Origin of the sequence: Phaeospirillum tilakii, assembly GCF_042683125.1 — a bacterium.
Classification (GTDB): Bacteria; Pseudomonadota; Alphaproteobacteria; order Rhodospirillales; family Magnetospirillaceae; genus Phaeospirillum; species Phaeospirillum tilakii.
The window spans coordinates 37,631-62,984 of the sequence record NZ_JBHUIY010000012.1 but is presented as its reverse complement, the minus strand read 5'-3'; the positions used below and the strand labels follow the sequence as shown (position 1 = coordinate 62,984).

25 protein-coding genes are annotated in these 25,354 nt (G+C 71.6%); 11 read left to right on the top strand and 14 right to left on the bottom strand.

Annotated elements, in window-relative coordinates; genetic code table 11:
* Positions 1–65: 65 nt before the first annotated feature.
* From ACFSNB_RS07910 to ACFSNB_RS07880, 7 genes are all read right to left on the bottom strand, one after another.
* Entirely contained in the window at positions 66–599 is a 534-nt protein-coding gene (locus ACFSNB_RS07910) for a F0F1 ATP synthase subunit B family protein (protein WP_377315601.1), read from the bottom strand.
* Complete coding sequence (locus ACFSNB_RS07905) at positions 596–1,090, bottom strand: F0F1 ATP synthase subunit B family protein (protein ID WP_377315599.1); 495 nt, start codon at positions 1,088–1,090, stop codon at positions 596–598. The genes ACFSNB_RS07910 and ACFSNB_RS07905 overlap by 4 nt, the downstream gene beginning before the upstream one ends.
* A gap of 120 nt (positions 1,091–1,210) precedes the next feature.
* Positions 1,211–1,435: an ATP synthase subunit C gene (locus ACFSNB_RS07900; protein ID WP_002730311.1), complete on the bottom strand. Its 225-nt coding sequence runs from the start codon at positions 1,433–1,435 to the stop codon at positions 1,211–1,213.
* 55 nt (positions 1,436–1,490) lie between these two features.
* Complete coding sequence (locus ACFSNB_RS07895) at positions 1,491–2,234, bottom strand: F0F1 ATP synthase subunit A (protein ID WP_377315598.1); 744 nt, start codon at positions 2,232–2,234, stop codon at positions 1,491–1,493.
* Between the two features lie 12 nt (positions 2,235–2,246).
* Positions 2,247–2,600 (bottom strand): AtpZ/AtpI family protein, encoded by a 354-nt coding sequence (locus tag ACFSNB_RS07890; protein WP_377315596.1) that lies wholly within the window; start codon positions 2,598–2,600, stop codon positions 2,247–2,249.
* Between the two features lie 229 nt (positions 2,601–2,829).
* Positions 2,830–3,534, bottom strand: a complete 705-nt coding sequence (locus tag ACFSNB_RS07885) for a DUF2076 domain-containing protein (protein ID WP_377315594.1) — start codon at positions 3,532–3,534, stop codon at positions 2,830–2,832.
* 99 nt (positions 3,535–3,633) lie between these two features.
* Positions 3,634–5,220 (bottom strand): peptide chain release factor 3, encoded by a 1,587-nt coding sequence (locus ACFSNB_RS07880; protein WP_377315592.1) that lies wholly within the window; start codon positions 5,218–5,220, stop codon positions 3,634–3,636.
* A gap of 60 nt (positions 5,221–5,280) precedes the next feature.
* On the opposite strand from ACFSNB_RS07880, the gene ACFSNB_RS07875 reads away from it, so the two are divergent.
* Positions 5,281–5,475: a hypothetical protein gene (locus ACFSNB_RS07875; protein ID WP_377315591.1), complete on the top strand. Its 195-nt coding sequence runs from the start codon at positions 5,281–5,283 to the stop codon at positions 5,473–5,475.
* Positions 5,476–5,544: 69 nt separating this feature from the next.
* Here the strand turns inward: ACFSNB_RS07875 and ACFSNB_RS07870 are convergent, their stop codons facing one another.
* Positions 5,545–6,960, bottom strand: coding sequence for a UDP-N-acetylmuramate--L-alanine ligase (locus ACFSNB_RS07870; protein ID WP_377315589.1), 1,416 nt, complete (start codon positions 6,958–6,960; stop codon positions 5,545–5,547).
* 55 nt (positions 6,961–7,015) lie between these two features.
* On the opposite strand from ACFSNB_RS07870, the gene ACFSNB_RS07865 reads away from it, so the two are divergent.
* Positions 7,016–7,855 carry an LD-carboxypeptidase gene (locus ACFSNB_RS07865; RefSeq protein WP_377315587.1) on the top strand — a complete coding sequence of 280 codons (840 nt, stop codon included), beginning with the start codon at positions 7,016–7,018 and terminating at the stop codon, positions 7,853–7,855.
* A 127-nt stretch (positions 7,856–7,982) separates the two neighbouring features.
* Here ACFSNB_RS07865 and ACFSNB_RS07860 read toward each other — a convergent pair whose 3' ends face one another.
* Both ACFSNB_RS07860 and ACFSNB_RS07855 read right to left on the bottom strand, forming a co-directional pair.
* Positions 7,983–8,543: an HNH endonuclease gene (locus ACFSNB_RS07860; protein ID WP_377315586.1), complete on the bottom strand. Its 561-nt coding sequence runs from the start codon at positions 8,541–8,543 to the stop codon at positions 7,983–7,985.
* A 114-nt stretch (positions 8,544–8,657) separates the two neighbouring features.
* Positions 8,658–9,974 (bottom strand): FkbM family methyltransferase, encoded by a 1,317-nt coding sequence (locus tag ACFSNB_RS07855; protein WP_377315584.1) that lies wholly within the window; start codon positions 9,972–9,974, stop codon positions 8,658–8,660.
* A 210-nt stretch (positions 9,975–10,184) separates the two neighbouring features.
* Here ACFSNB_RS07855 and ACFSNB_RS07850 point away from each other — a divergent pair, with 210 nt between their 5' ends.
* Positions 10,185–10,826 (top strand): class I SAM-dependent methyltransferase, encoded by a 642-nt coding sequence (locus ACFSNB_RS07850; RefSeq protein WP_377315583.1) that lies wholly within the window; start codon positions 10,185–10,187, stop codon positions 10,824–10,826.
* 14 nt (positions 10,827–10,840) lie between these two features.
* Here ACFSNB_RS07850 and ACFSNB_RS07845 read toward each other — a convergent pair whose 3' ends face one another.
* The gene (locus ACFSNB_RS07845; RefSeq protein WP_377315581.1) at positions 10,841–12,820 is read right to left on the bottom strand and encodes a tetratricopeptide repeat protein; all 1,980 of its coding nucleotides are present in this window, start codon (positions 12,818–12,820) and stop codon (positions 10,841–10,843) included.
* 132 nt (positions 12,821–12,952) lie between these two features.
* Here ACFSNB_RS07845 and dprA point away from each other — a divergent pair, with 132 nt between their 5' ends.
* From dprA to ACFSNB_RS07825, 4 genes are all read left to right on the top strand, one after another.
* On the top strand, positions 12,953–14,080 hold the full coding sequence (dprA, locus tag ACFSNB_RS07840; protein WP_377315580.1) for a DNA-processing protein DprA: 1,128 nt from the start codon (positions 12,953–12,955) through the stop codon (positions 14,078–14,080).
* A gap of 33 nt (positions 14,081–14,113) precedes the next feature.
* Complete coding sequence (gene topA, locus ACFSNB_RS07835; RefSeq protein ID WP_377315579.1) at positions 14,114–16,852, top strand: type I DNA topoisomerase; 2,739 nt, start codon at positions 14,114–14,116, stop codon at positions 16,850–16,852.
* A gap of 76 nt (positions 16,853–16,928) precedes the next feature.
* Positions 16,929–19,850, top strand: coding sequence for a double-strand break repair protein AddB (addB, locus tag ACFSNB_RS07830; RefSeq protein ID WP_377315578.1), 2,922 nt, complete (start codon positions 16,929–16,931; stop codon positions 19,848–19,850).
* Positions 19,851–19,977: 127 nt separating this feature from the next.
* Positions 19,978–20,646, top strand: a complete 669-nt coding sequence (locus ACFSNB_RS07825; protein WP_377315577.1) for a lipid-binding SYLF domain-containing protein — start codon at positions 19,978–19,980, stop codon at positions 20,644–20,646.
* A gap of 65 nt (positions 20,647–20,711) precedes the next feature.
* Here ACFSNB_RS07825 and ACFSNB_RS07820 read toward each other — a convergent pair whose 3' ends face one another.
* Positions 20,712–21,011, bottom strand: coding sequence for a hypothetical protein (locus ACFSNB_RS07820; RefSeq protein ID WP_377315576.1), 300 nt, complete (start codon positions 21,009–21,011; stop codon positions 20,712–20,714).
* 97 nt (positions 21,012–21,108) lie between these two features.
* Between ACFSNB_RS07820 and ccmA the strand changes: the two genes are divergently transcribed.
* Entirely contained in the window at positions 21,109–21,855 is a 747-nt protein-coding gene (gene ccmA, locus ACFSNB_RS07815; RefSeq protein ID WP_465264561.1) for a heme ABC exporter ATP-binding protein CcmA, read from the top strand.
* Positions 21,852–22,517, top strand: coding sequence for a heme exporter protein CcmB (gene ccmB / locus ACFSNB_RS07810; RefSeq protein ID WP_377315572.1), 666 nt, complete (start codon positions 21,852–21,854; stop codon positions 22,515–22,517). Before ccmA ends, ccmB begins: the two co-directional genes overlap by 4 nt.
* Positions 22,518–22,523: 6 nt before the next feature.
* Here the strand turns inward: ccmB and ACFSNB_RS07805 are convergent, their stop codons facing one another.
* A complete protein-coding gene (locus ACFSNB_RS07805; protein ID WP_377315570.1) occupies positions 22,524–22,976 on the bottom strand; it encodes a bacteriohemerythrin in 453 nt (150 codons plus the stop codon).
* Positions 22,977–23,187: 211 nt separating this feature from the next.
* On the opposite strand from ACFSNB_RS07805, the gene ACFSNB_RS07800 reads away from it, so the two are divergent.
* Positions 23,188–23,982: an MlaA family lipoprotein gene (locus ACFSNB_RS07800; RefSeq protein WP_377315568.1), complete on the top strand. Its 795-nt coding sequence runs from the start codon at positions 23,188–23,190 to the stop codon at positions 23,980–23,982.
* Positions 23,979–24,617 carry an MlaC/ttg2D family ABC transporter substrate-binding protein gene (locus ACFSNB_RS07795; RefSeq protein WP_377315566.1) on the top strand — a complete coding sequence of 213 codons (639 nt, stop codon included), beginning with the start codon at positions 23,979–23,981 and terminating at the stop codon, positions 24,615–24,617. The genes ACFSNB_RS07800 and ACFSNB_RS07795 overlap by 4 nt, the downstream gene beginning before the upstream one ends.
* 24 nt (positions 24,618–24,641) lie before the next feature.
* On the opposite strand, the gene ACFSNB_RS07790 is transcribed toward ACFSNB_RS07795, so the two are convergent.
* The gene (locus ACFSNB_RS07790; protein WP_377315564.1) at positions 24,642–25,271 is read right to left on the bottom strand and encodes a TetR/AcrR family transcriptional regulator; all 630 of its coding nucleotides are present in this window, start codon (positions 25,269–25,271) and stop codon (positions 24,642–24,644) included.
* Positions 25,272–25,354: the final 83 nt, after the last annotated feature.

Genomic DNA, 25,354 nt, shown 5'->3' with positions numbered 1-25,354 from the left:
GCCGCAAACGAAAACGGCCCGTCCTGGCGGACGGGCCGTTGATCGTTCGATCGCAGCGTCGGCAATCAGTTCAGCTTGCCGGGCAGGACCTTGATCGATTCATCGACCAGCTTGCCGCGCTGGGCCGGGGTCAGCGTATCGCCGATCACCCGGGTGGCGGCGCCGATCGCGACATCGACGGCGGCGTTCTGGACCTCGCGCAGCGCCTGGGCCTCGGCCTGGGCGATGCGGTCGAGCGCCATCTGCTCACGCCGCTTCATCTGCTGTTCGAGATCCTGAGCGGCCTGACGGGACAGGCGCTCGGCCTCGGCCTTGGCGTGGGCGATGATTTCCTCGGCCTCGCGCATCGCGTCGCGCTGCTTGCGCTGGTAGGTCGCCAGCAGTTCCTGGGCCTCCTCGCGCAGGCGCAGCGCCTCGTCGATCCGCGCCTTGATCTTGGCGGAGCGGGCGTCGAGGGCGGCGGCGATGGCGCGGGCCACCGGGCGCCACGCCAGACCGATCACCAGCAGGAAGGCGACATTCACCCAGAAATGGGCTTCGGTGTAGAACGGGCCGGCATGGGCGGCCGCCTCGGTGGCGGCATAAGCGGAGGAGATCATCGGGCCTGCTCCTGGAAGGCGGCGGCGACCGAAGCTTCAAGGCGGGCGGCCGGGGCCGGCTTGCCGATCAGGCGTTCGACCACCGCGCCGGCGACCTCGGCCGCCACGGTGCGGACGTTGGCGAGCGCCTCGGTCTTGGCGGCGGCGATGCGGGCCTCGCCGGTCTTGATCAGATCGGCCAGACGGGCGGCCTGGGCGCGGTTGCGCTCGTCGGCCTCGCGGGCCAGCCGTTCGGCGGCTTCGCGAATCACTTTCTGGGCCTGGGCACGGGAATCGGCCAGGGCCTTCTCATAGGCGGCGATGGCGGCGTCGGCCTCGGCCTTGAGCTGCGCCGCCTTCTCGAGATTGTCGTCGATCTTGCGCTGGCGTTCGTCGAGAACGGCGGCGATCCGGGGCAGGGCCACCAGGGCCATCAGCGCGTACAGCGCGATGAAGGTGAGCAGCAGCCAGAACAGCTGCGGCGTGAACAAGGCCGGGTCGAACTGAGGCATCCCGGAAGCTCCTGGACAGTGAGGGACGGCGAAGGAAAATCCTCCCCCCGAAGACGGGGTGGGCCGCGACCGGGAGGTCCCGCGCGGCGCCGGTCCCGTCCTCCGAGGAGAACCGTCGACTTACTTGAAGAGGATCATCAGCGAAATAACCAGGGCGAACAGCGCGATCGCCTCGGTCACCGCGAAGCCGATCCAGGCGTACAGCTCGACGTTCGACTTGGCCGACGGGTTGCGGCCGACGGTGGCGATCAGCGACGACCACACCGAGCCGACGCCGACGCCCGAGCCAATCACGCCGATGGCAGCCAGACCGGCACCGATGACTTTCGCAGATTCGTAATCCATGTTCCTCAAGCTCCTTCAGGGACAGAAAATCAAGCCAAGGGACCCTGCCGCCGGCTCAATGCATGTGGATGGCGTCGTGCAGATAAATGCAGGTCAGCACGGTGAAGACATAGGCCTGCAACAGGGCGATACCGATTTCCAGCACCGTCACCGCCGACAGGAAGGCGAAGGGGAAGACCCCCGGCAGCACGTACATCGACCCGAGGGTGACGACGAACCCGCCCAGAATCTTCAGGATGATGTGCCCGGCGGTCATGTTGGCGAACAGTCGGACCGACAGGCTGATCGGCCGCGACAGGTACGAGATCACCTCGATCGGCACCAACACCACGGCGGTCGCCAGCGGCGCCCCCTCGGGGAAGAACATCCGCAGGAAGTGGAACCCGTGGCGCCAGAACCCGATCACCGTCACGCCGACGAACACCACCGCCGCCAGGGCGAAGGTGACGATGATGTGGCTGGTGTAGGTGAAGCCGATCGCCGGGATCGGCATCAGGCCGAGCACGTTGCCGAACAGCACGAACATGAACAGGGTGAAGATGAAGGGGAAGTAGCGCCGCCCCTCGCTGCCGACGTTGCTGCGCAACATGCCGGCGATGAATTCGTAGAAGATTTCCGCCAGCGACTGCCAGCGGCCCGGCACCAGCGCCCGCGAACGGACCGACAGGGTCAGGAACAGGGTGGACAGCGCGACCGCCAGCACCATCATCGCCGAGGAATTGGTGAACGAGATGTCCACCCCGGCAACCTTGAGCGGGATCAACGGCAGGATCTGGAACTGTTCGATGGGATTACTCACAGCACGCCTCTTTCAATGGTCCTGCGCCTGTCCGGCGCGCCGCTGCGCCTGGCCGTAACCGACCGTCTGATCCAGGCCGCGCATGACGCGGAGCACATTCATGACACCGGCCGCCCCTCCGAGAAAGAGGCACGGCACCAGCAACCAGGGGGACGTCCCCAGCCAGGCGTCCAACACCCAGCCAAGCCCCGCCCCCAACACCAGACCGGCGATCAGTTCGATGCCGATGCGAAAGCCCAGCCCCATGCTGGTGGGGCCACCCTTGCGCTCCGCCTCCCGACCCGATGCCTTGTCCTCGCGCTGACGCGCCTGTTGCAGACGGGCTTCGAAATCGTCCAGCGGCGGGGTGGAATCGGGATCAGCCATGTCGCGCGCCCTCGAAAAGCCCCCACTGGCCCGACGGTGCCAAAAGCGCGGGCACCATAAGGGGTAGGCCCACCCGTGTCAAGGGCGGAAACCGCGCCGACTAACGTGCTGTTTTCAAAGGAGAAAAAGGTTTCGTTTCGGTGACCGGACCGCCATGCGGCGGGTGGGGTGGCAACGGCCGGCCAACCCTAAGGGGTGGCCGGCACATCCCCGCCCGCCGGGGCCGGGCTCAGAACGAGCTGTCGTCGAAACCGCCGTCATCATAACCGACGTCGCCGCCGGCATCGACGCCGAAATCGCCCGACGGGTCATAACCGCCCTGATCGGCGACCTGGGTGTCGTAGGACACCGGGGCGCCGAGATGTTCGGCCCCCGCCGCCGAGGCGACGTTGGCGGCGTTGGCGGCATGGCCGCCGAACATGTTGGAGATCCCTTCGGCCAGCAGCACGCCGCCCGCCACGCCGACGGCGGTGCCGGCGGCGGTACGCAGGAAGCTGCCCCCGGCCGAGGGCGCGCCCCACGGGCTCGGCTGGCCGTAGCCCGGCTGGGCCGGGTAGCCCGGCTGGGGCGGATAGCCCGGCTGCTGGGGATAGGCCTGCTGCTGGGGATAGGCCGGCGGCGGGCTCTGCGGCACGCGCGAACGGCCGAACGGATTGAGGCCGGAGAACAGCCCGCCCGAGGGGGCCGGGGCCTGCGGCTGACGGGCGGCCTGGAGCGCCGCGATCTGGCGTTCGAGGTCGGCGATGCGGGCCTGGGCGTCGTTGAGCGCCTGTTCCTGCACCACCACCGCCTCGACCAGCTGGTAGCCGGCATCGGGGTTCTGGCGCATCGAGGCCTGGATCAGCGCATCGGCCTCGGGATCCTTCGGCGCGCCGGCGAGGCGGGCCAGCCGGTCGAACACGCTCTGAATCAGGGACCGTTCCTGGGGGGTCATGGTCGTGACCTTCCGCGAGTGTTGTGACAAACGTCGAATAATCTGGGGGCGGCAGCCGATTTGTCCAGTGTCACCCCGGTGACGGCCGCCGCCTTCCCGTTACGATTGTTCGCGCGTCGCGGTGAAGCGGACCTTGGGGAAGTCCTGCTGGGCGCGGTTGAGCTGCCAGGAATTGCGGGCGAGATAGACCAGCCCGCCGTCGCGGTCCTCGGCCATGTTCGACTTGTTGGCGTCGCCGAACCGCTTGATCTCCGCCTCGTCGTCGGCGGCGACCCAGCGGGCGGTGACGAACGGCGCCTCCTCGAACCCGGCCTTGATCGAATATTCGCTCTCGATCCGGGTGGTCAGCACGTCGAACTGGAGCGGACCGACCACGCCGACGATCCAGGTCGAGCCGTCGATCGGCTTGAACACCTGGCTGACCCCCTCCTCGGCGAGGTCCTCCAGCGCCTTCTTGAGCTGCTTGGCCTTCATCGGGTCGTCGAGCCGGACCCGGCGCAGCACCTCGGGGGCGAAGGTCGGGATGCCGAGGAAGCGCAGATCCTCCGCCTCGGACAGGGTGTCGCCGATGCGGAGCTGGCCGTGGTTGGGAATGCCCATGATGTCGCCGGGGAAGGCTTCCTCGGCCAGTTCCCGGTCGCGGGCGAGGAAGAACACCGGATTGACCAGCGCCATCACCTTGCCGGTGCGGACATGGCGCAGCTTCATCCCGCGCTGGAACCGCCCCGAGCAGATGCGGAAGAAGGCGATGCGGTCGCGGTGGTTGGGGTCCATGTTGGCCTGGACCTTGAACACGAAGCCGGTGACCTTGCCTTCCTCGGGCTCGACCCGGCGGGCATGGGTGGCGCGCGCCAGCGGCGGCGGGGCCAGCCGGCCGACCCCGCGCAGCAGCTCGGCGACGCCGAAGGTCTTGAGCGCGCTGCCGAAGAACACCGGGGTGAGATGGCCGGCGCGGAACGCCTCGACGTCGAATTCGGGGAAGCCGGCCCGGACCAGCTCGACCTCCTCGCGCAGCTTGGCCGCCGCCGCCGCGCCGACCGCCTCGTCGAGCGCGGGCGAATCGAGGCTGGCGTCGAGCCCGATCTCGGCGATGTGGTCGCCCCGGCCGGGATCGAACAGGATCACCCGGTCGCGCGTCAGGTCGTAGACCCCCTTGAGGTCGCGCCCCATCCCGATCGGCCAGGTCAGCGGCGCGACGTCGAGCGCCAGGGTCTTTTCGACCTCGTCGAGCAGATCGAACGGATCGCGCCCCTCGCGATCGACTTTGTTGATGAAGGTGACGATCGGCATGTCGCGCAGGCGGCAGACCTCGAACAGCTTCAGCGTCTGGGTCTCGATGCCCTTGGCGGCGTCGAGCACCATCACCGCCGAATCGACCGCGGTCAGGGTGCGGTAGGTGTCCTCGGAAAAGTCCTCGTGGCCGGGCGTGTCGAGCAGGTTGAAGGTCAGCCCCTCATGCTCGAACGTCATCACCGAGGCCGACACCGAGATGCCGCGCTCCTTCTCGATCGACATCCAGTCGGACCGGGTCCGCCGCTGCTCGCCGCGCGCGCGCACCGCCCCGGCCATCTGGATCGCTCCGCCGAACAGCAGCAGCTTCTCGGTCAGCGTCGTCTTGCCGGCGTCCGGGTGGGAAATGATGGCGAAGGTGCGCCGCAGCGCGATCTGGTCCGAGAGCGTGCTCATGGGGCTGGGTTTTCGTCGGATTGGATGCGAGAATCAAGCCAAATAGCACGGAGGCCCGCCATGCGACTCGAACTCGATCCCGACCTCGCGTTCCGCCTCGCCGCCATCGCCCGGGGGCTCGGCCGCCGCGCCGAGGATTGCGCCCGCGCCGCCCTGCTCGCCTATGTCGAGGATTGCGAGCAGGCCGCCACCGCCCGCTCCCGCCTTGCCGGCGGCGATCACTGGGTGCGCGAGGAGGATTATTTCATGGATTGAAGACGCGGGCTCTGCCCGCACCCGCCAGGAACCTGAGGTTCCTGGACCTCCCCAAGGGGGGGGCGCTTGTTACGCCGTGACGGTGCCGAGCCGGGCGAGCATCGCGGCGGCGAGGGTGGTCAGGCTGTCGTCGCGGGCCCCCATCACCACGATGCGGTCGCCGGGGCGGGCCTCGGCCACCAGCGCGTCGGCGCAGGCGGCGCGGTCGGGCAGATGACGGGCCGGGCAGCCCCGCGCCTGGAGGTCGGCGGCAATATCGGCGCTGGTGACCCGGCGGTCGACCGTGCCGCCGAAATAGACCGGATCGGGCAGCATCAGCCGGTCGTCGCGGCCGAGGCCGTCGGCGAAGGCGGCGACGAAGCCGTCGCGCATCAGCGCCAGCGGGCTGTAGCCGTGCGGCTGGAACAGCACCAGCAGCCGGCCGGGGAATTCGCGCAGGGTGGCGAGGCTGGCGGCGATCTTGTCCGGGTTGTGGGCGAAATCGTCGATCACCGTGATCCCGCCGGCCTGACCGACCGTCTCCAGCCGGCGCCGCACCCCGGAAAAGCCCGACAAAGCGGCGGCGGCGGTGGCGAGGTCGAGCCCGATTGCCCGGGCCACCCCCAGCGCGGCCAGCGCGTTGGCGACATTGTGTCGCCCCGGCACCCGCAACCGCACCGGCAGGGAGGGGCCGGCCGGGACCGAGACGGTGAAATCGATCCCGTCCGGGCGGGGGGCGAGGTCGGCGGCGAGCAGGTCGGCGGCCGGATCGCCGAGCGAGAAGGTCACCGCCCGGCCGGAGGGCAGCAACGCGGCGAGACGGGCGCTTTCCGGGTCGTCGAGATTGAGCACCGCGCTCTCGGCCCGGCCGACGAAACCGCCGAACAGGGCGCGCAATTCGTCGAGCGGCTTGTGGTCGAGGGTGACGTTGGTCACCACCGCCACCGCCGGGTCGTAGCGGGCGATCGAGCCGTCGCTCTCGTCCACCTCGGCGACGAACAGGGCGCCGCCGCCGACCACCGCCCCGGCGAAGGGCAGCGCCGGGGTGACGAAATCGCGCATCACCGCGCCGTTGACCACGGTGGGATCGAGCCCGGCGCGGTGCAGCAGGAAACCGGCCATCGCGGTGGTGGTCGATTTGCCGCTGGTGCCGGCGATGCCGACCGGGCGGGCGGCGGCGTTGAACAGGCTGGCCAGCAATTCGGCCCGGGTGACGATCGGCGCGCCGAGGCGGCGGGCGGCGCGGACGTCGGGCACGCTGTCCTCGATCGCCGCCGAACAGACCAGCACGGTCTCGGCCGAGATCAGGCCGCTGCCGTCCTGGGGATGGAGGGCGATGCCGCGCCCCCTGATGAAGGCGACCTTGGCCGGGTCCATCCGGCCCTGGTCGAACGACCGGTCGGAGCCGGCGACAACGGCACCGCGCTGACGGAGGATCAGCGCCAGCGGCAGCATCCCGCTGCCGCCGACGCCGCAGAAGAAATAATTCGGCTTATCCGGGCTCATCGGCGGAGGCTACACTCCGGCCCGCGCGCTTGGCAACCGGACGAGGAGACGCAACGTGGCGACGGAACGGGGACCGCGCATCGCGGTGGTGGCGCCGAGCAACCGGGTCGATCCCGCCCTGCCCGACCGGCTCGCGGCGCTGCTCGACCGTTTGCCCGCCGCCGGGCGGCCGACGCTGTGGTTCCATCCCCAATGCTTCGAATCCTGCGGCCATTTCGCCGGCCCCGACGCAACCCGGGCGCGGGCCTTCGTCGAGGTCGCCAACGATCCCGGCTTCGACGCGGTGTGGTTCGGAAGGGGCGGCTACGGTTCGTTCCGGCTGGTCGAGACGGTGTTGCCCGCCCTCGGCGCGGCGGCGCGGGCCAAGACCTATCTCGGCTACAGCGACGGCGGCGCCCTGCTCGCCGCGCTCTACCGCGCCGGGATCGGCCGGGTGGCGCACGGACCGATGCCGGCCGACCTCGGCCGCCCCGGCGGCGAAGCGGCGGTGCGGCGCGGCCTCGCCTTCCTGTGCGGCGCGCGCGGCCCCGGCATCCTCGAACCGGGGCTGGTCCCCGGGCAGCAGGCGGCGGCGTTCAATCTGACCATCCTGGCCCATCTGATCGGCACCCCGGCCCTGCCCGACCTCGCCGGCCATCTCCTGCTGCTGGAGGAGGTGTCGGAGCCGCATTACCGCATCGACCGCTGCCTCGGTCAGCTGGTGTCTTCCCCGGCGCTGCGCGGGGTGGCCGGGATCCGCCTCGGCCGGTGCAGCGCGATTCCACCCAACGATCCGGCGTTCGGGCTGGAGGAGGAGGAAATCGCCCGCTTCTGGTGCGCCCGCGCCGGGATCCCCTATCTCGGCCGCGCCGACATCGGCCACGATGCCGACAACAAGGTGGTGCCGTTCGGCTGAGACCGGCCGCCCATTGAACTGATCCGTTCGGCGGCCGGCCAGCCCGCGCGGCGCTTGAGCGTCACCGTCTCGGCCTGACCTGACCCAACGGGTCAGGTCATTGGCCGGGCGGTATGAGGCGCCGGGTTCAGAACTGTTCGAGTTCGGAATCCCAGTAGAGATAATCCCGCCAGGATTGGTGCAGGTAATTGGGCGGGAACGAGCGGCCGTTGACCTGAAGCTGGTAGGTCGAGGGCTGGTCCGGCCGCGACAGCAGCGCCATCCCCGCCTCGCCGGCCGAGCGGCAGCCCTTGCGCAGATTGCAGGGGGAACAGGCGGTGACGACATTGTCCCAGGTGGTGCGCCCGCCCCGGGCGCGCGGCACGACATGATCGAAGGTCAGATCGTGGGTGGGAAAGGCGGTGCCGCAATATTGGCAGGTGAAGCGGTCGCGCAGGAACACGTTGAAGCGGGTGAAGGCCGGCCGCCGCGCCGCCGGGACGTATTCCTTGAGCGAGATCACGCTGGGCAGCCGCATGGTGAAGCGGGGCGAGCGGATCTCGCGGTCATATTCCGACACCACGCAGACCCGGTCGGCGACCACCGCCCGAACCGCGTCCTGCCAGGACCACAGCGACAGTGGAAAGTAACTGAGCGGCCGAAAATCGGCATTCAGCACCAGGGCAGGATGGTTGTCGAACGCGACCAACACCCCTCTCCTTCACGGACGGGGGCACAATAACGGTTTTGGCGGCGATAATCCATGCCGACGTGATGACGCTTCGGTGACTTTGGTCCTACTCGGCCGGGATTTTGGTCCAACTCACTCCGGAACGATGAAGAAATTGACGGCATTGACGTAGGTCACCATCCAGCGCCCCTGATAACCGTTGCGGCGGCACCAGGACTCGAACGGCCACAGATTGTCGTTCCAGATCTCGATGTAGATGGTGGGGCGGCAGCGTTCGATCAGCCCGGCCGCACCCTCCAGCGCGTCAAGCTCGCAGCCCTCGACGTCGATCTTGAGGAAATCGAGCCGGGTGTCGGCGAACAGGGCGTCGAGCCGGCAGACCGGCACGGTGTCGCCGGCCACCAGCCGCGCCGCGCCGAGATTGTGGGCCTCGGGCAGGGCCATCGCCGCCCGCCCCGCCGCCCGCCCGACCGCGAGGCCGAGGCCGCGCGGATCGATCAGCCCGTCGATCCGGTTGAGGGCGACATTGCGGCGCAGCAGGTCGAGACTGGCCGGGTTGGGCTCGACCGGATAGAGCCGGGCCGGGGCCATGTGCTGGGCATAGAACACCAGATGATTGCCGACATTGGCGCCGATCTCGCCGATCGCCGCCCCGGCGGGCACCCAGCGGCGCAATTCGGTCAACTCGCCCTGTTCGAAGAACTGGCCCCGGCACTGGGCACTCTGCACCGTGTCGAACGGATCGGCGATGGCGAAGCGGGCCGTCCCCCCGTCGCAGGCGACCTCGGCGATCAGCTCGCGCCCGGCCAGCGCCCGCAGGATCTGCGCCTGCGCCGCCGCCCGCCACTGCCCGCCATCGGCGGCGCGCGGCCCGGTCGAATGGCTCCCCCGCACATTGACGAACAGCGGCGCATCGAGCTTGACGCAGCGGCGCGATGCCCACAGCGCGAGGTAATATTTGAAATCCTCGCCGACATCGAGCTCGGGATCGAACCCGACCGCGGCCGCCACCTCGGTGCGGACGAAATGCCCCATCTGCACCGACAAAGCCGGGTCGGTCCGCAGCAGGGCATCGAACCCGTCGAGCCGCGCCGGCTGCCCCGGGCGCGGCGCCGCCACCCCGCCCTCGGGCGGGATTTCCCAGATCGCCCCCCACACCGCGTCGTGGCTGTCGAGCAGCGGGGCGACCCGCTCGAACGCGTCCGCCACCATCAGATCGTCGGCATCGAGGAAGAAGATCCACGCGCACCCCAACTCGCGCGCCCGGGCGATGCCGTCATTGCGCCGGCTGGAGCGGCCGTGTTGCCCCTCGCAATCCCACATCGGCAGCAGTTCGAGCCCGTCGAACCCCCCGCGTCCCCGCGCCCACGCCGCCTCGATGCTCTCGCGGCAGCCGGCGTAGCGGTGCTGGTGGCCGGGGCCGATCGGAGTAATCACCGCGCATTTCATCTCGTTGCTCCTTAACCCTCGGCCGCCGGATCACCCCCCGCGCCCAAACCGAAAAACGCCGCCGCCCCACACCCCGGGTTGCAAGGGGCGGCGCCCGCGAAACCGTCTCTTCCCCGCCCCCACCACCCGGGCTATCCTGGCCCGTGGTCAGATCCGCCGCGACCGATGACTTCCGGCAATGCCGGCGCGGGACCAAAGGGGAAGTCCTCGATGCCGCCCAGCGCCAAACAGGCCCGCCTGCTCAAGCTTTATGCCGAGATGGCGCGCGAAGGCTACGCCACCACCGACGGCCTCCATATCGACAACGCCTTCAACGACATGGAGATCCGCGCCTTCCGCGACCATCTCCTGCCGCTGTTCCGCCGCTTCGGCGTCACCAGCCTGCTCGATTACGGCTGCGGCGGCAGCGATTACGACCGTCCCGGCTTCAGCGCGGACGGGCGCTCGGCGCGCGACTTCTTCGGCCTCGACCGGGTCCACCGCTTCGAGCCGGCGCGCGGGCTCGACCAGCGCCAGCCGGCCGACGCGGTGGTCTGCTTCGACGTGCTGGAACATGTCTTCATCGCCGACCTGCCGGCGACGGTGCGCGAGCTGTTCTCGCTCGCCGGCCGGCTGCTGGTGGTCAACGTCGCCTGCTACCCGGCGCGGGCGCTGCTGCCCACCGGCGAGAACGCCCACGTCACGGTGCGGCCGCCGCATTGGTGGAAGGGGCTGTTCGACGCCGTCGCGGTCGAGTTCCCCCAGGTCTCCATCCTGCTGCTGTGCAGCACCGGCTGGCATCAGGTGCAGGGCTTCGCGCTGTGGTCGGCTCAGGACTGGCTCGACCATCCCGATTTCGTCATCGCCGGCTGACCGCCGCGCCGCGCTCACGCCGCCGCCACCCGTTGGCCCAGCCACGCCGCCGCCTCGGCCACCACCGGGTCCCACGCCCCCGGCACCGGCTGGCGCAGCACGGTCAGGCTGGGATACCACGGGCTGGACCGGCCGCCGAGGAACCAGCGCCAGTCCGACCGGCAGGGATTGAGCAGCAGGGTCGGCACCCCCAGCGCCCCGGCGAAATGGGCGGTGGAATTGTCGATCGTCACCACCAGATCGAGCGCGGCGATCTGGGCGGCGAAGGCGTCGGGATCGGCCATCTGGTCCACCGCCGGATCGCGCGTCACCTCCGCCCCGGCCTCGCTGGTCTCGCCCGCCCCGGCATCGCCATATTGCAGGCTGATCCAGCGCACCCCCGGCACCGCCAGCAACGGAGCGAGGCGGGCGGGATCGAGCGAGCGCCGCGCCCCGGTGCGGGCCTGGGTGCTGCGCCAGGCCAGCCCGGCCAGCAGCCGCCCGTCGGCGTAGCGCCGGCGCAGCCGGTCGCGCAGGGCGGGATCGGGGCGCAGATAGGACTCCGCCAGCCACGGCACCGGCCCCCGGTCGGGCCGCAGCAACGCCGGCAGGTCGCCGCAGGGCAGTTGAACGGCGACGTCGCCGGGCAGGCGCTCGACCTGCCCCAGCGGCACGAACGCCACCGTGGGGAACGAGCGCAGGAACAGCGGTTCGAGCCGGGGATCGGCCTCGATCGCCAGCGCAATCCCGCGCGCCAGCAGGCCGGGGAGGAAACCGGCGAACATCACCTGATCGCCGATCCCCTGCTCGGCCGACACCAGCAGCCGGCCGGCGCCGGGCGGGGTGCCGTCCCAGCGCGGCAATTCGGCGTAGCGCCGGTCCCAGCCCGGCCCGAAGGTGGCCAGCCGCCAGTGGAAATCGGTCCAGCCCCGGTCGAAATCGCCGCTTTGCAGCCGGATCAGAGCGAGGATGGTCCAGGCATCGGCATTGGCGGGATCGAGCGCCAGGGCGCGTTCGAGCAGGCCGGCGGCCTCGGCCAGCCCGGCCCCCTGCCCCCAGCGCGTCAGGCCGAGATTGGTCAGCGCCGGCGCCGCATTCGGGGCGATCGCCAGCGCCCGGCGAAAGGCGGCTTCCGCCTCCTCCGGCCGGTCGAGCCCGAGGGCGGCGAGGCCGAGAGTGAACTGCCCCTCGAAATTGCCGGGTTCGAGCGCTACCACCTGCCGGGCCAGCGCGGCCGCGCCCGGATTGTCGCCTTCGGCCAGCCGCAGCGCCGCCAGCGCGGTCAGCACCGGCACCGCCTCGGGACAACAGGCCCGCACCGCTTCCAGCGCCGCGCGGGCCTCGGCCAGCCGGTTCTGCGCGCGGAACAGCCGGGCCAGATTGACCTGCGCCTCGATGTCGCCGGGATCGCGCGCCAGGGTGGCGCGGTAGGCCGCCTCGGCCTCGGCCGCCCGGCCGAGCGCGCCGAGCTGGTCGGCCAGCAGCCGCCACGCCCGCGCCGAATCCGGCGCCAGCCGGGTGGCCTCGGCGAATGCCGCCGCCGCCTCTTCGCCCTGCCCCGCCCCGGCCAGCGCCCCCCCCAGCTCGCACCACAGATCGACCCGGCCGGGCTCCAGGTCGAGCCCGCGCCGATAGGCGGCGACCGCCTCGGCCAGCCGGCCGGCGCGGCTGTGGGCCTGGGCCAGCTTGACCCAGAAGCGCGCCGCCATCGGCCGCGCCGCGAGGGCACGGGCGAACCCATCGGCGGCGGCGGCGAAATCGCCCTGCTCGAAGCGCAGGTCGCCCAGCGTCTCCAGCGCCTGGGGATCGTCGGGCCGCGCCGCCAGCACCTCGAGCAGCAGCGGCTCGGCCTCGGCGAAGGCGGCGCGCCGGCACAGCAGCACCGCCAGCAGCAACAGGGCGTCGGCCGTCCCCGGGGCCTGGTCCAGCAAATCGCGGCAGGCCCGCTCGGCCAGATCGGCCCGCCCGGCCGCCAGCAGGCCGAGCGCCGCATCGAGGCTGGGGTGGCTGCTCATTCGATCGTTCCCTTCCCGCATTCCGTTCCAGCATGACCCGTCGGTCTTTACGGAGGTTTAATCGGCCGCGCCGCCGCAGTCACGCCCCGGCGGGCGGTTGACCCCGGGCGGCGGCTCGGCCATCCTCGCCCGATGGATGCGCCGCTTCACCCCCTTTCCGCCAGTGAACGACTCGACTGGCTGCGCCTGATCCGCAGCGAGAATGTCGGGCCGCGCACGTTCTTCCGGTTGCTGACCCGGTTCGGCTCGGCCGCCGCCGCGCTCGACGCCCTGCCCGCCCTGGCCCGCCAGGGCGGTCTGCGCCGGGCGATCCGGCTGTGCCCCAAGGCCGAGGCGGCGGCGGAGATCGCCGCGCTGGAGCGCACCGGCGCCCGCCTGATCGCCGCGATCGAGCCGGCCTATCCCCGCCCGCTGGCGGCGATCGAGGACGCGCCGCCGCTGCTGGCGGTGATCGGCGCCGTCTCGCTGCTGGAACGGCCGGCGGTGGCGCTGGTCGGCGCCCGCAACGCCTCGCTCAACGGCCGCAATTTCGCCCGCCGCCTCGCCGCCGATCTCGGCCGGGCCGGACTGGTGGTGACCAGCGGCTTGGCGCGCGGGATCGACACCGCCGCCCACGAGGGCGCGCTCGGCACCGGCACGGTGGCGGTGATGGCCGGCGGCGCCGACGTGGTCTATCCGCCGGAAAACCGGGATTTGTGGCAACGGATCGCCGAGGCCGGCGCGGTGGTGTCGGAAATGCCGCCCGGCACCGAGCCGCAGGCCCGCCACTTCCCCCGCCGCAACCGCATCATCTCCGGCCTGTCGCTCGGGGTGGTGGTGGTCGAGGCCAACACCCGCTCCGGCTCGCTGATCACCGCCCGCCTCGCCGCCGACCAGGGGCGCGAGGTGTTCGCGGTGCCGGGCTCGCCGCTCGATCCGCGCGCCGCCGGGCCGAACGACCTGCTGCGCCAGGGCGCCACCCTGACCGCCTCGGCCGACGACGTGCTGGCGGTGCTGTCCGACCGGCTGCGCCGCCCGCTGGCCGAGCCGGCCCGGGCCGGATTCACCCCCGCCGCCGGGCCGCCGCCGGACGAGGCCGAGCTGGCCGCCGCCCGCGCCGCAATCCTCGCCCTGATCGGTCCGGTGCCGGTGATGGTTGACGAAATCCTTCGCCAATGCCAATTCTCACCCTCCGTGGTGTCGTGGGTGTTGCTGGAGCTGGAACTGGCCGGCCGCCTCGACCGCCAACCCGGCAACCGGGTCGCGCTGCTGGTCGTCTGAAGCCGACGACCCCGCCAAGCTGATTGGATTCGGATGAAAGTCGTCGTCGTCGAGTCGCCGGCCAAGGCCAAGACCATCAACAAGTACCTGGGAAGCGATTTCCGGGTGCTGGCCTCGTTCGGTCATATCCGCGACCTGCCGGCGCGCGACGGATCCGTCCGCCCCGAGCAGGATTTCGCGATGGACTGGGAAATCGACCCCAAGTCCGAACGCCACGTCAAGGAAATCGCCAGCGCCGTCAAGGGCGCCGACCATCTGTTCCTCGCCACCGACCCCGATCGCGAGGGCGAGGCGATCTCGTGGCACGTCAAGCGGGTGCTCGACGAGCGCAAGGCGCTGAAGGGGGTCGAGGTCAAGCGGGTGGTGTTCAACGAGATCACCAAAAGCGCGGTGCTCGACGGCATCCGCAATCCGCGCGACATCGATCAGGAGCTGGTCGATGCCTATCTCGCCCGCCGCGCCCTCGATTATCTGGTCGGCTTCACCCTGTCGCCGGTGCTGTGGCGCAAGCTGCCGGGCTCGCGCTCGGCCGGGCGGGTGCAGTCGGTGGCGCTCAGGCTGATCTGCGAGCGCGAGGCCGAGATCGAGCGTTTCGTCGCCCGCGAATACTGGACCCTGACCGGCGATTTCCGCACCCCGAAGGGTGCGCTGCTGGCGGCCGGGCTGACCCATCTCGACGGCCGCAAGCTCGACAAGTTCGACCTCGGCAACCAAGCCCTCGCCCAGGCGGCCGAGGCGCGGGCCCAGGCCGCCCGCTACCGCGTCGCCGAGGTCGAGCGCAAGCGGGCCAAGCGCCATCCCTTCCCGCCCTTCACCACCTCGACCCTCCAGCAGGAGGCCAGCCGCAAGCTGCATCTGTCGGCGGCGCGGACGATGCAGATCGCCCAGCGCCTCTACGAGGGCATCGACCTCGGCGGCGAGACGGTCGGTCTGATCACCTACATGCGAACCGACGGCGTGCAGATGGCGGCCGAGGCGATCGCCGGCGCCCGCGCCGTGATCGGCGCCACCTGGGGCGGGCGCTATCTGCCCGACAGCCCGCGCCTCTACAAGACCAAGGCCAAGAACGCCCAGGAAGCGCACGAGGCGATCCGCCCGACCGACCTCGCCCGCCGCCCCGACCAGCTGGCCGGCGTGCTCGACCGCGACCAGCTCCGCCTCTACGAGCTGATCTGGAAGCGCACCCTGGCCAGCCAGATGGCCTCGGCCGAGCTTGATCAGGTCGCGGTGGACATCGAAAGCCTGGACAAGGCGCTGGTGTTCCGCGCCACCGGCTCGGTGGTGGTGTTCGACGGCTTCCTCACCCTCTACCGCGAGGACCGCGACGACAGCGACGAGGACGAGGCCGACCGGCTGCTGCCCGACGTCGCCCCGGCCGACCCGATGGGGCTCGAGGCGCTGCGGCCGGAGCAGCATTTCACCCAGCCGCCACCGCGCTTCACCGAAGCCAGTCTGGTCAAACGGCTGGAGGAACTGGGGATCGGCCGGCCCTCGACCTATGCCTCGATCATCTCGGTGTTGCAGGACCGCAATTACGTCCGGCTCGACCAGCGCCGCTTCGTCCCCGAGGATCGCGGCCGGCTGGTGACGGCGTTCCTCGAAAGCTTCTTCGGCCGCTACGTCGAATACAATTTCACCGCCGACCTCGAAAACCAGCTCGACGACATCTCGGGCGGGCGGATCGCCTGGCGCACCGTGCTCGAAGGGTTCTGGCAGGCATTCTCGGCCTCGGTCGAGGATACCCGCGACCTGCGCGTCGCCGAGGTGCTCGACGCCCTCGACGCCCTGCTCGGGCCGCATTTCTTCCCCGAGCGCGAGGATGGCGGCGACCCGCGCAGTTGCCCGACCTGCCATTCCGGCCGGCTGTCGCTCAAGCTCGGCAAGTTCGGCGCCTTCATCGGCTGCTCCGCCTATCCCGAATGCCGCTTCACCCGGCCGCTGACCACCGGGGCCGAGGGCGAGGAGGAAGCGCGCGAGGCCCCGCGCGAGCTGGGCACCGATCCGCAAACCGGGTTGCCGGTGACCCTGCGCAAGGGACCCTACGGGCCGTATGTCCAGTTGGGCGACGAGGCCAGCCTCGCCGCGCTGGCCGCCGCCGCCCCGGCCGAGCCCGACGCCGCCCCGGCCAAGGGCAAGAAGAAGGCGGCGCCGAAGAAGCCGAAGAAGGTGGCGGCGCCCAAGCCGAAGCGGGTGTCGCTCTATCGCGGCCTCGAGCCGGCCGACATCACCCTCGACGTCGCCTGCCGGCTGCTGGCCCTGCCGCGCGAATTGGGGATCCATCCCGACAGCCGCAAGCCGATCAGCGCCGGGGTCGGCCGTTTCGGCCCCTATCTGCTGCATGACGGGGTCTATCGCTCGCTGACCAAGGACGACGACGTCCTGACCATCGGCATGAACCGCGCGGTCGAGCTGCTGGCCCAGCCCAAGGGCGGCCGCGCCAGCGCGGCGCCGCTCAAGACGCTGGGCGAGCGCGACGGCAAGCCGGTCACCCTGCATGAGGGGCGCTACGGGCCCTATGCCTCGTGGAACGGCACCCACGCCACCCTGCCGAAGGGCAGCGCCCCCGACGAGGTGACGCTGGAGGCGGCGCTGGGGCTGATCGACGCCAAGGCGGCCAAGGCGCCGGCGGCGAAAGGTCCGGCGGCGAAGAAAGCCGCGCCGCGCAAGGCGGCGGCCAAGAAGGCGGCACCGGCCGGGGACGAGTCCGAGGCGGCCCAGCCCAAGCCGGCGGCGAAGAAGAAGGCCACCACCACCAGGGCCAAGAAGGCCTGAACGGCCGAGAGGCGCCGCCTCTCGGCGCTCTCCGCGCAGGGCCAGAGGCCCTGCGAACCCAGGGGGGAGAAGCGGGATGAGCGAGACCGTCCGCCCGGGGGCGGTGCTGACCATTCCCCCCGGCGTGCCATTCGTCGATCGGCTGGCCGCCCTGCTGCTGGCCGAGGCCGGCGACGATCCGCTGACCCTGGCCGGGATGGAGGTGCTGCTGCCCAACCGGCGCGCCTGCCGCGCCCTGGCCGATGCCTTCCTGCGCCAGAGCGGCGGCCGGCCGGTGCTGCTGCCCCGGCTGCATCCGCTCGGCGACCTCGAGTCCGACGATCCCGCCGATCCGGGCGATCTCGCCCCGGTGCTGCCGGCGCTGGAGCGGCGTCTCAGCCTGACCCGGCTGGTGCTGGCCTTCGCCGCCGGTCAGGACGGGCCGCCGCCGCCGCCCGATCAGGCGGCAAGGCTGGCGACCGAGCTGGGGCGGCTGCTCGACGAGATCGCGGCGGAGCGGCTCGACCCGGCCGGACTCGACCGGCTGGTACCCGAGGACCACGCCACCCACTGGCAGGTGACCCTGCGCTTCCTCGCCATCGTCACCAAGCTGTGGCCGGGCATCCTGGCCGAACGCGGCGCGATCGACCCGGCCGAGCGGCTCAATCATGCCGTCGCCGCCCGGCTGGCGGCCTGGGCGGCGCGGCCGCCGGCCCATCCGGTGATCGCCGCCGGCACCACCGGCTCCCATCCGGCGGTGGCCGACCTGCTCGCCGCGATCGCCCGCCTGCCCCAGGGCCGGGTGATCCTGCCCGGGCTCGATCTCGGCGGCGACGCGGCCAGTTGGGACGCGCTCGACCCGACCCATCCCCAATACGGGCTGAAGGCACTGCTGGCGCGGATCGGGATCGACCGCGCCGCCGTCGTTCCGCTCGACGGGGCGGACGGGCCCCGCCCGGACCGGGTCCGGCTGGCGACCGAGGCGCTGCGCCCCGCCGCCACCTGCGAGGCATGGCGCGACCTCGGCCCGGTGCCGGCCGAGGCGCTGGCCGGAGTGACCCGGCTCGACGCCCCCGGCCCGCGCGAGGAGGCGGGGGCGATCGCCCTGATGCTGCGCCGGGCACTGGACGAGGAGGGCCGCACCGCCGCCCTGGTCACCCCCGACCGCGCCCTGGCCCGCCGCGTCGCCGACGAACTGGGGCGGTGGGGCATCCGCATCGACGATTCCGCCGGCCGGCCGCTCGACCTGACCGAGCCCGGCACCTTCCTGCGCCTGACCGCGCGGATGGTGGCGGAACGCTTCGCCCCGGTCGAGACCCTGGCCTGCCTCAAGCATCCGCTGGCGGCGGGCGGGCGCTCGCCCGCCGGCTTCCGCGCCCTGGTGCGCCGGCTCGAAACCGCGGCGCTGCGCGGCCCCCGCCCGGCCCCCGGTCTGGCCGGACTGCGGCGCGGGGTCGAGGATCCGGCGCTGCTGACCCTGCTCGACGATCTCGACCTGATCACCGCCCCGTTCGCCGCCGCGCTGGCGGCGGCCGAGACCGATCTCGCCACCCTGGCCCGCGCCCATTTCGAATGCGCCGAGGCGCTGGCCGACGCCAAGGACGCCCCCGGCCCGGCCCGGCTGTGGGCGGGCGAGGCCGGCGAGGCCGCCGCCCGCTTCGCCGCCGAACTGACCGAGGCCGCCCCGGCGCTGGGGCCGCTGGCCGGGCGCCATTACCCGGCGCTGTTCGAGGAATTGCTGGCGGGGGTGGTGGTGCGCTCGGCCTGGGAGACCCATCCCCGCCTGCACATCTGGGGCCCGCTCGAAGCCCGGCTGCAACAGCCCGACCTGCTGATCCTGGGGGGGCTCAACGAGGGCACCTGGCCGGCGGCGGTCGAGGCCGACCCGTGGATGAGCCGGCCGATGCGCGCCGCCTTCGGCCTGCCGCCGGCCGAGCGGCGGATCGGCCTCGCCGCCCATGATTTCGTCCAGGGCTTCGCCGCCGCCGAGGTGGTGCTGACCCGGGCGCAGCGGGTCGAGGGCACGCCGACGGTGCCGTCGCGCTGGCTGACCCGGCTCGACGCGGTGCTGGCGGCCCACCGCCAGATCTGGCCCGACGACGGCCGCGACTGGCTGGCGTGGCACGACCGGCTCGACCGCCCGGCCGCCTGGGTGCGGCCGCAGCCGCCCGCCCCCTGCCCGCCGCTGGCGGCGCGGCCGCGCCGGCTGTCGGTGACCGAGATCGAGACCTGGATGCGCGATCCCTACGCGATCTATGCCCGCCACGTCCTCGGGCTGGTCGCGCTCGACCCGATCGATGCCGATCCCGGCGCCGCCGACTATGGCAGCATGGTCCATCTCGCCCTCGAACGCTTCCTGCGCACCTTCCCCGACCACCTGCCGCCCGACCCCGCCGCCGCCCTGCGCGCGATCGGTGCCGAGGTGTTCGCCGAGGCGGTGGCCTCGCCGGCGGTGTGGGCGTTCTGGTGGCCGCGCTTCGTCGCCATCGCCGGCTGGGTCGCCGGGCGCGAGACCGCCCGCCGCCCCGAACTGGCGTCGAGCCACCCCGAACTGCGCGGCGCGCTGCGGCTGGCGGCCCCGGCCGGCCCGTTCACCCTGGTGGCCAAGGCCGACCGGATCGACCGCCGCCATGACGGCAGCCTCGACCTGATCGATTACAAGACCGGCCAGCCGCCGACCGCGCGCGAGGTCGCCGCCGGCTATGCCCCGCAATTGCCGCTGGAAGCGGCGATCGCCCGCGCCGGCGGCTTCGCCGACCTGCCCGCCGCCCCCCCCGCCCGCCTGCTCTACTGGCGCCTGGGCGGCGGCGAGCCGGCCGGCGAGGAACGCCTCGCCGGCGCCGACGCCGCCGCCCTGGCCGAGGCCGCGCTCGACGGCCTGCGGGCGCTGATCGCCACCTACGACGACCCGGCCACCCCCTACCCGGCCCGTCCCCACCCCGATTACGCCCCGCGCTATTCCGACTATCTCCACCTCGCCCGGGTGCGGGAATGGTCGAGCGGCGGCGCCGAGGAGTAACCCAACCGACGGGTTCCAAGGGCCTTGCGGCCCTGGGCGGGTGCGGGCAGAGCCCGCCTTTTCCTTGGCGAACCGCCGGTTTTTGCTAAGCTGCCCCCGCCCTCGGATCACCAAAGGAGTGCGAAGGATGCGAATCGCGATCGCGGTGCTGGCCCTGGCCTGGCTGTGGCCGGCGGTGGCCGGGGCCCAGGCCGTCACCGACCAGTCGATGATGGTCAACCGGGCGCTGACCACGGTCGAACGCCTGCGCAGCGTGCCCGACATGGAGGATTCGATCGCCCAGTTGCTGCCCCGGGCGCGGGGCGCGCTGATCGTGCCCGATCTGGTCAAGGGCGGCTTTCTGCTCGGCGCCCAGTACGGCACCGGGGTGCTGCTGGTGCGCGACCGCGACGGACGCTGGAGCGGCCCGGCATTCTATTCGATCGCCGCCGGCAGTTTCGGGTTGCAGATCGGCCTACAGGACGCCGAGGCGTTCTACATCATCATGACCGATGGCGGCCTCGACGCGGTGGTCAACAACCAGTTCAAGGCCGGGGCCAGCGCCGGGGTGGCGGTGACGGTGGTGGGCGCGGGGGCCGAGGCGGCGACCACCACCCATGCCGGGGCCGACATCTACGCCTTTTCCCGCGCGGTCGGGCTGTATGGCGGGCTGACGCTGGACGGGGCGGGGATCCTGCCGCGCCATTCCTGGAACGCCGCCTATTACGGCGGCAATCCGACCCCGCGCCAGATCCTGTTCGAGCATGCGGCCGACAGCCCGCAGGCCGACCGGCTGCGGGGCAGTCTGACCCCCTGAGGGGGGAAATCGATCATCCGAGGAAAAAGCCCCCCGGCGGGGGGGAAAGCCGGCGGCGGGCCGGCTCAGTGGCGGAACATCGGCCGGCGCCAGCGCGGACGGCGGCGGCAGGCCACCAGCAGCGCCGCGCCGAAGCCGCCGACCACCACCCAGGCCGGCAGATCCAGCACCATCGCCTGCACGCTGTCGAACAGCGACCGCCCGGACTCGGCGGTATCGGGACTGTGCCCGGCCAGCAACAGGACGAAATCCGCGGTGACCAGCCCGACATAATCCTGCGGGCCGAGCGCCATCACCGCGTCGGCAGAGGCCATGATGACGGCGAGGCCAACCAGCAGCCACCCCGTCACACGTCCGAAGAGCATGCTATCCCCCTGGGTAGGAATGGGTTCAAATTGTCGCGATGCGTGAGGTTTGCGCTCGGGCCGCGCCAAATTCAACAGTTTTTCGGCGCCCTTATCCATGCGTATTGCGCGTGTCACCGCCTCGTATATTCCGGCCTCGCCAAAGCGGGGGTTTTTTGCGATGGTGCCGGGCATGAGCGATCCTGGGTCACCCCTGTTCCTCGGCCGGCGGCTGCTCTGCCGACGCGGCGGCCGCAACGTCTTCGCCGGCCTCGATTTCGCCCTCGCGGCCGGGGGGGCCCTGCTGCTGCTCGGCCCCAACGGCGCCGGCAAGTCGAGCCTGCTGCGGATCCTCGCCGGGCTGCTGAAGCCGGCCGGCGGCCAGTTGGCCTGGGCCGGCCAGGACGTCACCGAGGATCCCGAGGCCCATGCCGGCCGCTGCCACTATCTCGGCCATCACGACGCGGTCAAACCGGTGCTGACCGTCGCCGAGATGGTGCGGTTCTGGGCCCGGCTGCACCATGACGACCCCCTCGTCGCCGACCGCGCCACCCTGGCCGCGCTCGACCGCTTCGGCCTCGCCCATCTCGCCGACATGCCGGGGCGGATGCTGTCGGCCGGGCAGAAGCGGCGGGTCAACCTCGCCCGCCTGCTGGCGGCGCCGAGCCCGCTGTGGCTGCTCGACGAGCCGACCACCGCGCTCGACCGCGCCTCGATCGCGGTGCTGGAGGGGGTGCTGGCCGAACATCGCGCCGGCGGCGGGCTGGTGGTGCTGTCGACCCACGCCGACATCGCCCTGCCCGACGCCACCGTGCTGCGGCTCGACCGCTTCGCCCCGGCGCCCGAGGCGGAGGACCTGCCATGAGCCGTTTTCTCGACGTGGTCCGCCGCGACCTCCGCCTCGCCCTGCGCCAGGGGACCGACAGCGTGATGGTGGTGACCTTCTTCATCCTGACCGTGGTGCTGTTCCCGTTCGGGATCGGCCCCGAGACCAACCTGCTGGAGCGGGTGTCGGCCGGGGTGCTGATGGTCACCGCCCTGCTGGCGGCGATGCTGTCGCTCGACCGGCTGTTCCAGGCCGATTACGAGGACGGCTCGCTCGAACTGCTGGTGCTGACCCCGGCGCCGCTGGAGGTGGTGGTGGCGGCCAAGATGCTGGCCCACTGGCTGACCACCGGCCTGCCGCTGCTGGCGGTGGCGCCGCTGCTGGCGGTGCTGCTGCACCTGCCGGCCGAGGGCTTCGTCCCGCTGCTGGCGGCGATGGCGCTGGCGACCCCGATCCTGTCGCTGATCGGCGGCATCGGCGCCGCTTTGGTGCTGGGGGCGCGGCGCGGCGGGGTGCTGCTGTCGCTGCTGGTGCTGCCGCTTTACATCCCGGTGCTGATCTTCTCGGTCGGCGCGATCGACGCCGCCGGCCAGGGGCTCGACGCCGCGCCGCACCTGCTGATCCTGGGCGGGATCCTGGTCGCCGCGCTGGTGCTGGCGCCGTGGGTCGCCGCCGCCGCGCTGCGGCAGGCGGTGGAATAGAGGGAATCAGCCCAGCGGCAGGGCGCTGGCGGCGACGCGACGGCGGCCGCGCCGGGCCGCCTCGACATAGGGCCGCATCTCGGCGTCGCCGCGGGTGATGTGGAACACCAGCCAGGTCGCCAGCGAATCCCCCAGCGTGCGCAGGATGCCGGCGCGGATCTGGTCGCAGCCGCTGGAAAAATGGGCCAGCACCGCGTCGAGCCGCTTCAGCAGCATCTGGTGGCCGAGCCGGTGGCCGTCGAGATCGGGAAAGCCGATCGCCCGTTGCAACGCTTCCTCGCGCTGGAAATGGGCGCGGCACAGATCCCGCAGCTGGGCGATGGTGGCCTCGACCCCGGGGCCGGCGGCAGGACGGGCGGTCACCGCGTCGAGCCGGCCGATCAGCGCCATCATCGCGCGATGATCGGCGTCGATGGCGTCATCGCCGATGGCGAAGGAGTCCTTCCAGGCGATCGGCATCGTCCCCCCACGGCTCCAGACATGCCCGATTTTTGACTATACGCCACCACCACCGCGTGAGTAAAGCCACTTCGCACTCTTCCGGCCCGGCTCTGGTCTTTGCGGCAGGATTGTGGTAGTGGATCGAAAGCAGGGGTTCGCTGAGTGCGGTGCCCGGAGCGGAGCCTGTCGGGGCCCCGTCCCCGACCGCGGGTCAACCAGAGGTGACGTCGTGACCGAAAATCGATCCAATCGCCGCGCCATCGCGCGTTTCGCCGCCTCGCTGCTGGTCCTGGCCATGGCCGCCGGCTGCGCCACCCCGCCGCCCGACTCGGATCCCGAGGCGGTCGCCGAATGGGAGCAGGTCAACGACCCGATCGAGCCGTTCAACCGGGCGATGTTCGATTTCAACGACACGCTCGACACCTACGCCATCCGCCCGGTGGCCGAGGGGTACCGCACCTATGTGCCGGAATTCCCGCGCGAGCGGATCCACGATTTCCTCTCCTACCTGCATTCGCCGCTGATCTTCGTCAACGACGTGCTCCAGGGCGAGAGCGACCGCGCGGTGCAGACCTTCTTCCGCGCCGCCTTCAACACCACCTTCGGCCTGCTCGGCCTGATCGACTTCGCCTCCGCCGCCGGCATCCCGGCGCATGAGGAGGATTTCGGCCAGACCCTGGCGGTGTGGGGCATCGGCGAGGGTCCCTATCTGGTGCTGCCGCTGCTGGGCCCGTCCAACCCGCGCGACGCCTTCGGCATGGCGGTCGAGAGCTACGCCGACCCGCTCAGCATCACCCTGTCCAACATCCATTACGGCGAGGTCGGCTGGGCCCGCACCGCCCTCGACGGGCTCGACCGCCGCACCGCGATGATCGAACCGCTCGACGACGTCAAGCGCACCTCGCTCGATTACTACGCCTCGCTGCGCTCGCTCTACCGTCAGCACCGCGCCGCTGAAATCTCCAACGGCCACGATCAGACGCCGTTCGGCGCGCGGCCCTCTTCGGAAACCACGCCCAAATGATTTCCCGTCGCCCCGTCCTGTTGGCCGCCCTCGGCCTGCTCGCCTCGCTGGCGGTCCCGTTCGTCTCTCCCGCCCGCGCCGATACCGGCGCCGAGGCCTCGGCCTTCGTCACCCATCTGGCCGACGGCGCGATGCAGGCGATGGTCGGCAAGGGCGTGTCCGACCAGGAGCGCGCCAGCCGGTTCCGCACCCTGTTCACCACCGATGTCGATCTCGCCGACATCGGCCGCCGCGTCCTCGGCCGTTACTGGCGTCAGGCCAACCCCGACCAGCAGAAGGAATTCCTTCAGCTGTTCGAGGATGTGGTGGTGCTGACCTGGTCGACCCGCTTCAAGGATTACGGCGGCGACCTCCATCACGTCATCACCGGCACGATCGACGACGGCGATCGCGGCGTGACGGTGTCGTCGCGGGTCGACCGCGAACGTCAGGCCCCGGTCAACCTGCAATGGCGGCTGAAGCGGACCGAAGGCGGTTTCCGCGTGGTCGATCTGATCGTCGAGGGCACCTCGATGGCGGTGACCTATCAGTCGGAATATGCCTCGGTGATCCGGGCCAGCGGCGACCGCATCGACGGCCTGCTGTCGGCCCTGCGCGCCAAGGTCGCCGAACTGCGCACCCCGCCGGCTCCCTGAGCCCGAGACGCCGGGGCGAAGGGCTCAGCCCGCCGCCCCGGCCGGCGACGGGGCGAAGGCGCGCAGCATGGTGTCCACCGCCGCCGCCACCGCCTGATCGATCGAGCTTCCCTCCGGCTGCGGCAGGCCGAGCAGGGTGCGCATGAACAGGTCGGCCCGCAGCATGCCGGTGAACAGATCGGCCATCCGCCACGGATCCTCGACCGCCAGCAGGCCGCGCCGGCCGAGATCGACCAGCATCCGCGCGATCTCGGCCTTGCCGGTGCCGGGACCGGATTCGTAGAAGGCCCGGGCCAGCTCGGGCTGACGCGGCGCCTCGGCGGTGACCAGCCGGTAGACCGCCAGCGTATCGGGCTGCAACAGCAATTCCAGCAGACGGCGGCCGACCATCGTCAGGGTGGCGCGGGCGTCGAGCGCCGGCCCGACCGGGGCAAAGGTGCGGTTGCGCTCGCAGCGGGCGCGGATCACCGCGCCGAACAGGTCATCCTTGTCGGTGAAATGGGCGTAGATCGTCGCCTTCGACACCCCGGCGCGGGCGGCCACCGCATCCATGCTGGCGGCGGCATAGCCCTGCTCGAGGAACACCGCGCAGGCGGCGTCGAGAATGGCATCGCGTTTGGCCGCGGAACGGGCGCAACGGGTCGAGACAGGCATTCCACCTCCGGACGTGATGGGCCGACCCTACCCCATCCGCTTGGACCGGGGAAAGGCCACAGCGGCGGCGCGGGCGGTTTTCC

What these genes read in the sequence shown, in the direction of transcription:
- ACFSNB_RS07850 (WP_377315583.1), top strand. Translation starts at nt 10,185, where the DNA reads ATGCCGCCCAGCGCCAAACAGGCCCGCCTGCTCAAGCTTTATGCCGAG.
- ACFSNB_RS07790 (WP_377315564.1), bottom strand. Translation starts at nt 25,271, where the DNA reads ATGCCTGTCTCGACCCGTTGCGCCCGTTCCGCGGCCAAACGCGATGCC.
- ACFSNB_RS07875 (WP_377315591.1), top strand. Translation starts at nt 5,281, where the DNA reads ATGCGACTCGAACTCGATCCCGACCTCGCGTTCCGCCTCGCCGCCATC.
- dprA (WP_377315580.1), top strand. Translation starts at nt 12,953, where the DNA reads ATGGATGCGCCGCTTCACCCCCTTTCCGCCAGTGAACGACTCGACTGG.
- ACFSNB_RS07880 (WP_377315592.1), bottom strand. Translation starts at nt 5,220, where the DNA reads ATGAGCACGCTCTCGGACCAGATCGCGCTGCGGCGCACCTTCGCCATC.
- ACFSNB_RS07820 (WP_377315576.1), bottom strand. Translation starts at nt 21,011, where the DNA reads ATGCTCTTCGGACGTGTGACGGGGTGGCTGCTGGTTGGCCTCGCCGTC.
- ACFSNB_RS07795 (WP_377315566.1), top strand. Translation starts at nt 23,979, where the DNA reads ATGATTTCCCGTCGCCCCGTCCTGTTGGCCGCCCTCGGCCTGCTCGCC.
- ACFSNB_RS07870 (WP_377315589.1), bottom strand. Translation starts at nt 6,960, where the DNA reads ATGAGCCCGGATAAGCCGAATTATTTCTTCTGCGGCGTCGGCGGCAGC.
- ACFSNB_RS07910 (WP_377315601.1), bottom strand. Translation starts at nt 599, where the DNA reads ATGATCTCCTCCGCTTATGCCGCCACCGAGGCGGCCGCCCATGCCGGC.
- ACFSNB_RS07900 (WP_002730311.1), bottom strand. Translation starts at nt 1,435, where the DNA reads ATGGATTACGAATCTGCGAAAGTCATCGGTGCCGGTCTGGCTGCCATC.
- ACFSNB_RS07845 (WP_377315581.1), bottom strand. Translation starts at nt 12,820, where the DNA reads ATGAGCAGCCACCCCAGCCTCGATGCGGCGCTCGGCCTGCTGGCGGCC.
- ccmA (WP_465264561.1), top strand. Translation starts at nt 21,109, where the DNA reads ATGCGTATTGCGCGTGTCACCGCCTCGTATATTCCGGCCTCGCCAAAG.
- topA (WP_377315579.1), top strand. Translation starts at nt 14,114, where the DNA reads ATGAAAGTCGTCGTCGTCGAGTCGCCGGCCAAGGCCAAGACCATCAAC.
- ACFSNB_RS07855 (WP_377315584.1), bottom strand. Translation starts at nt 9,974, where the DNA reads ATGAAATGCGCGGTGATTACTCCGATCGGCCCCGGCCACCAGCACCGC.
- addB (WP_377315578.1), top strand. Translation starts at nt 16,929, where the DNA reads ATGAGCGAGACCGTCCGCCCGGGGGCGGTGCTGACCATTCCCCCCGGC.
- ACFSNB_RS07905 (WP_377315599.1), bottom strand. Translation starts at nt 1,090, where the DNA reads ATGCCTCAGTTCGACCCGGCCTTGTTCACGCCGCAGCTGTTCTGGCTG.
- ACFSNB_RS07825 (WP_377315577.1), top strand. Translation starts at nt 19,978, where the DNA reads ATGCGAATCGCGATCGCGGTGCTGGCCCTGGCCTGGCTGTGGCCGGCG.
- ACFSNB_RS07885 (WP_377315594.1), bottom strand. Translation starts at nt 3,534, where the DNA reads ATGACCCCCCAGGAACGGTCCCTGATTCAGAGCGTGTTCGACCGGCTG.
- ACFSNB_RS07890 (WP_377315596.1), bottom strand. Translation starts at nt 2,600, where the DNA reads ATGGCTGATCCCGATTCCACCCCGCCGCTGGACGATTTCGAAGCCCGT.
- ccmB (WP_377315572.1), top strand. Translation starts at nt 21,852, where the DNA reads ATGAGCCGTTTTCTCGACGTGGTCCGCCGCGACCTCCGCCTCGCCCTG.
- ACFSNB_RS07805 (WP_377315570.1), bottom strand. Translation starts at nt 22,976, where the DNA reads ATGCCGATCGCCTGGAAGGACTCCTTCGCCATCGGCGATGACGCCATC.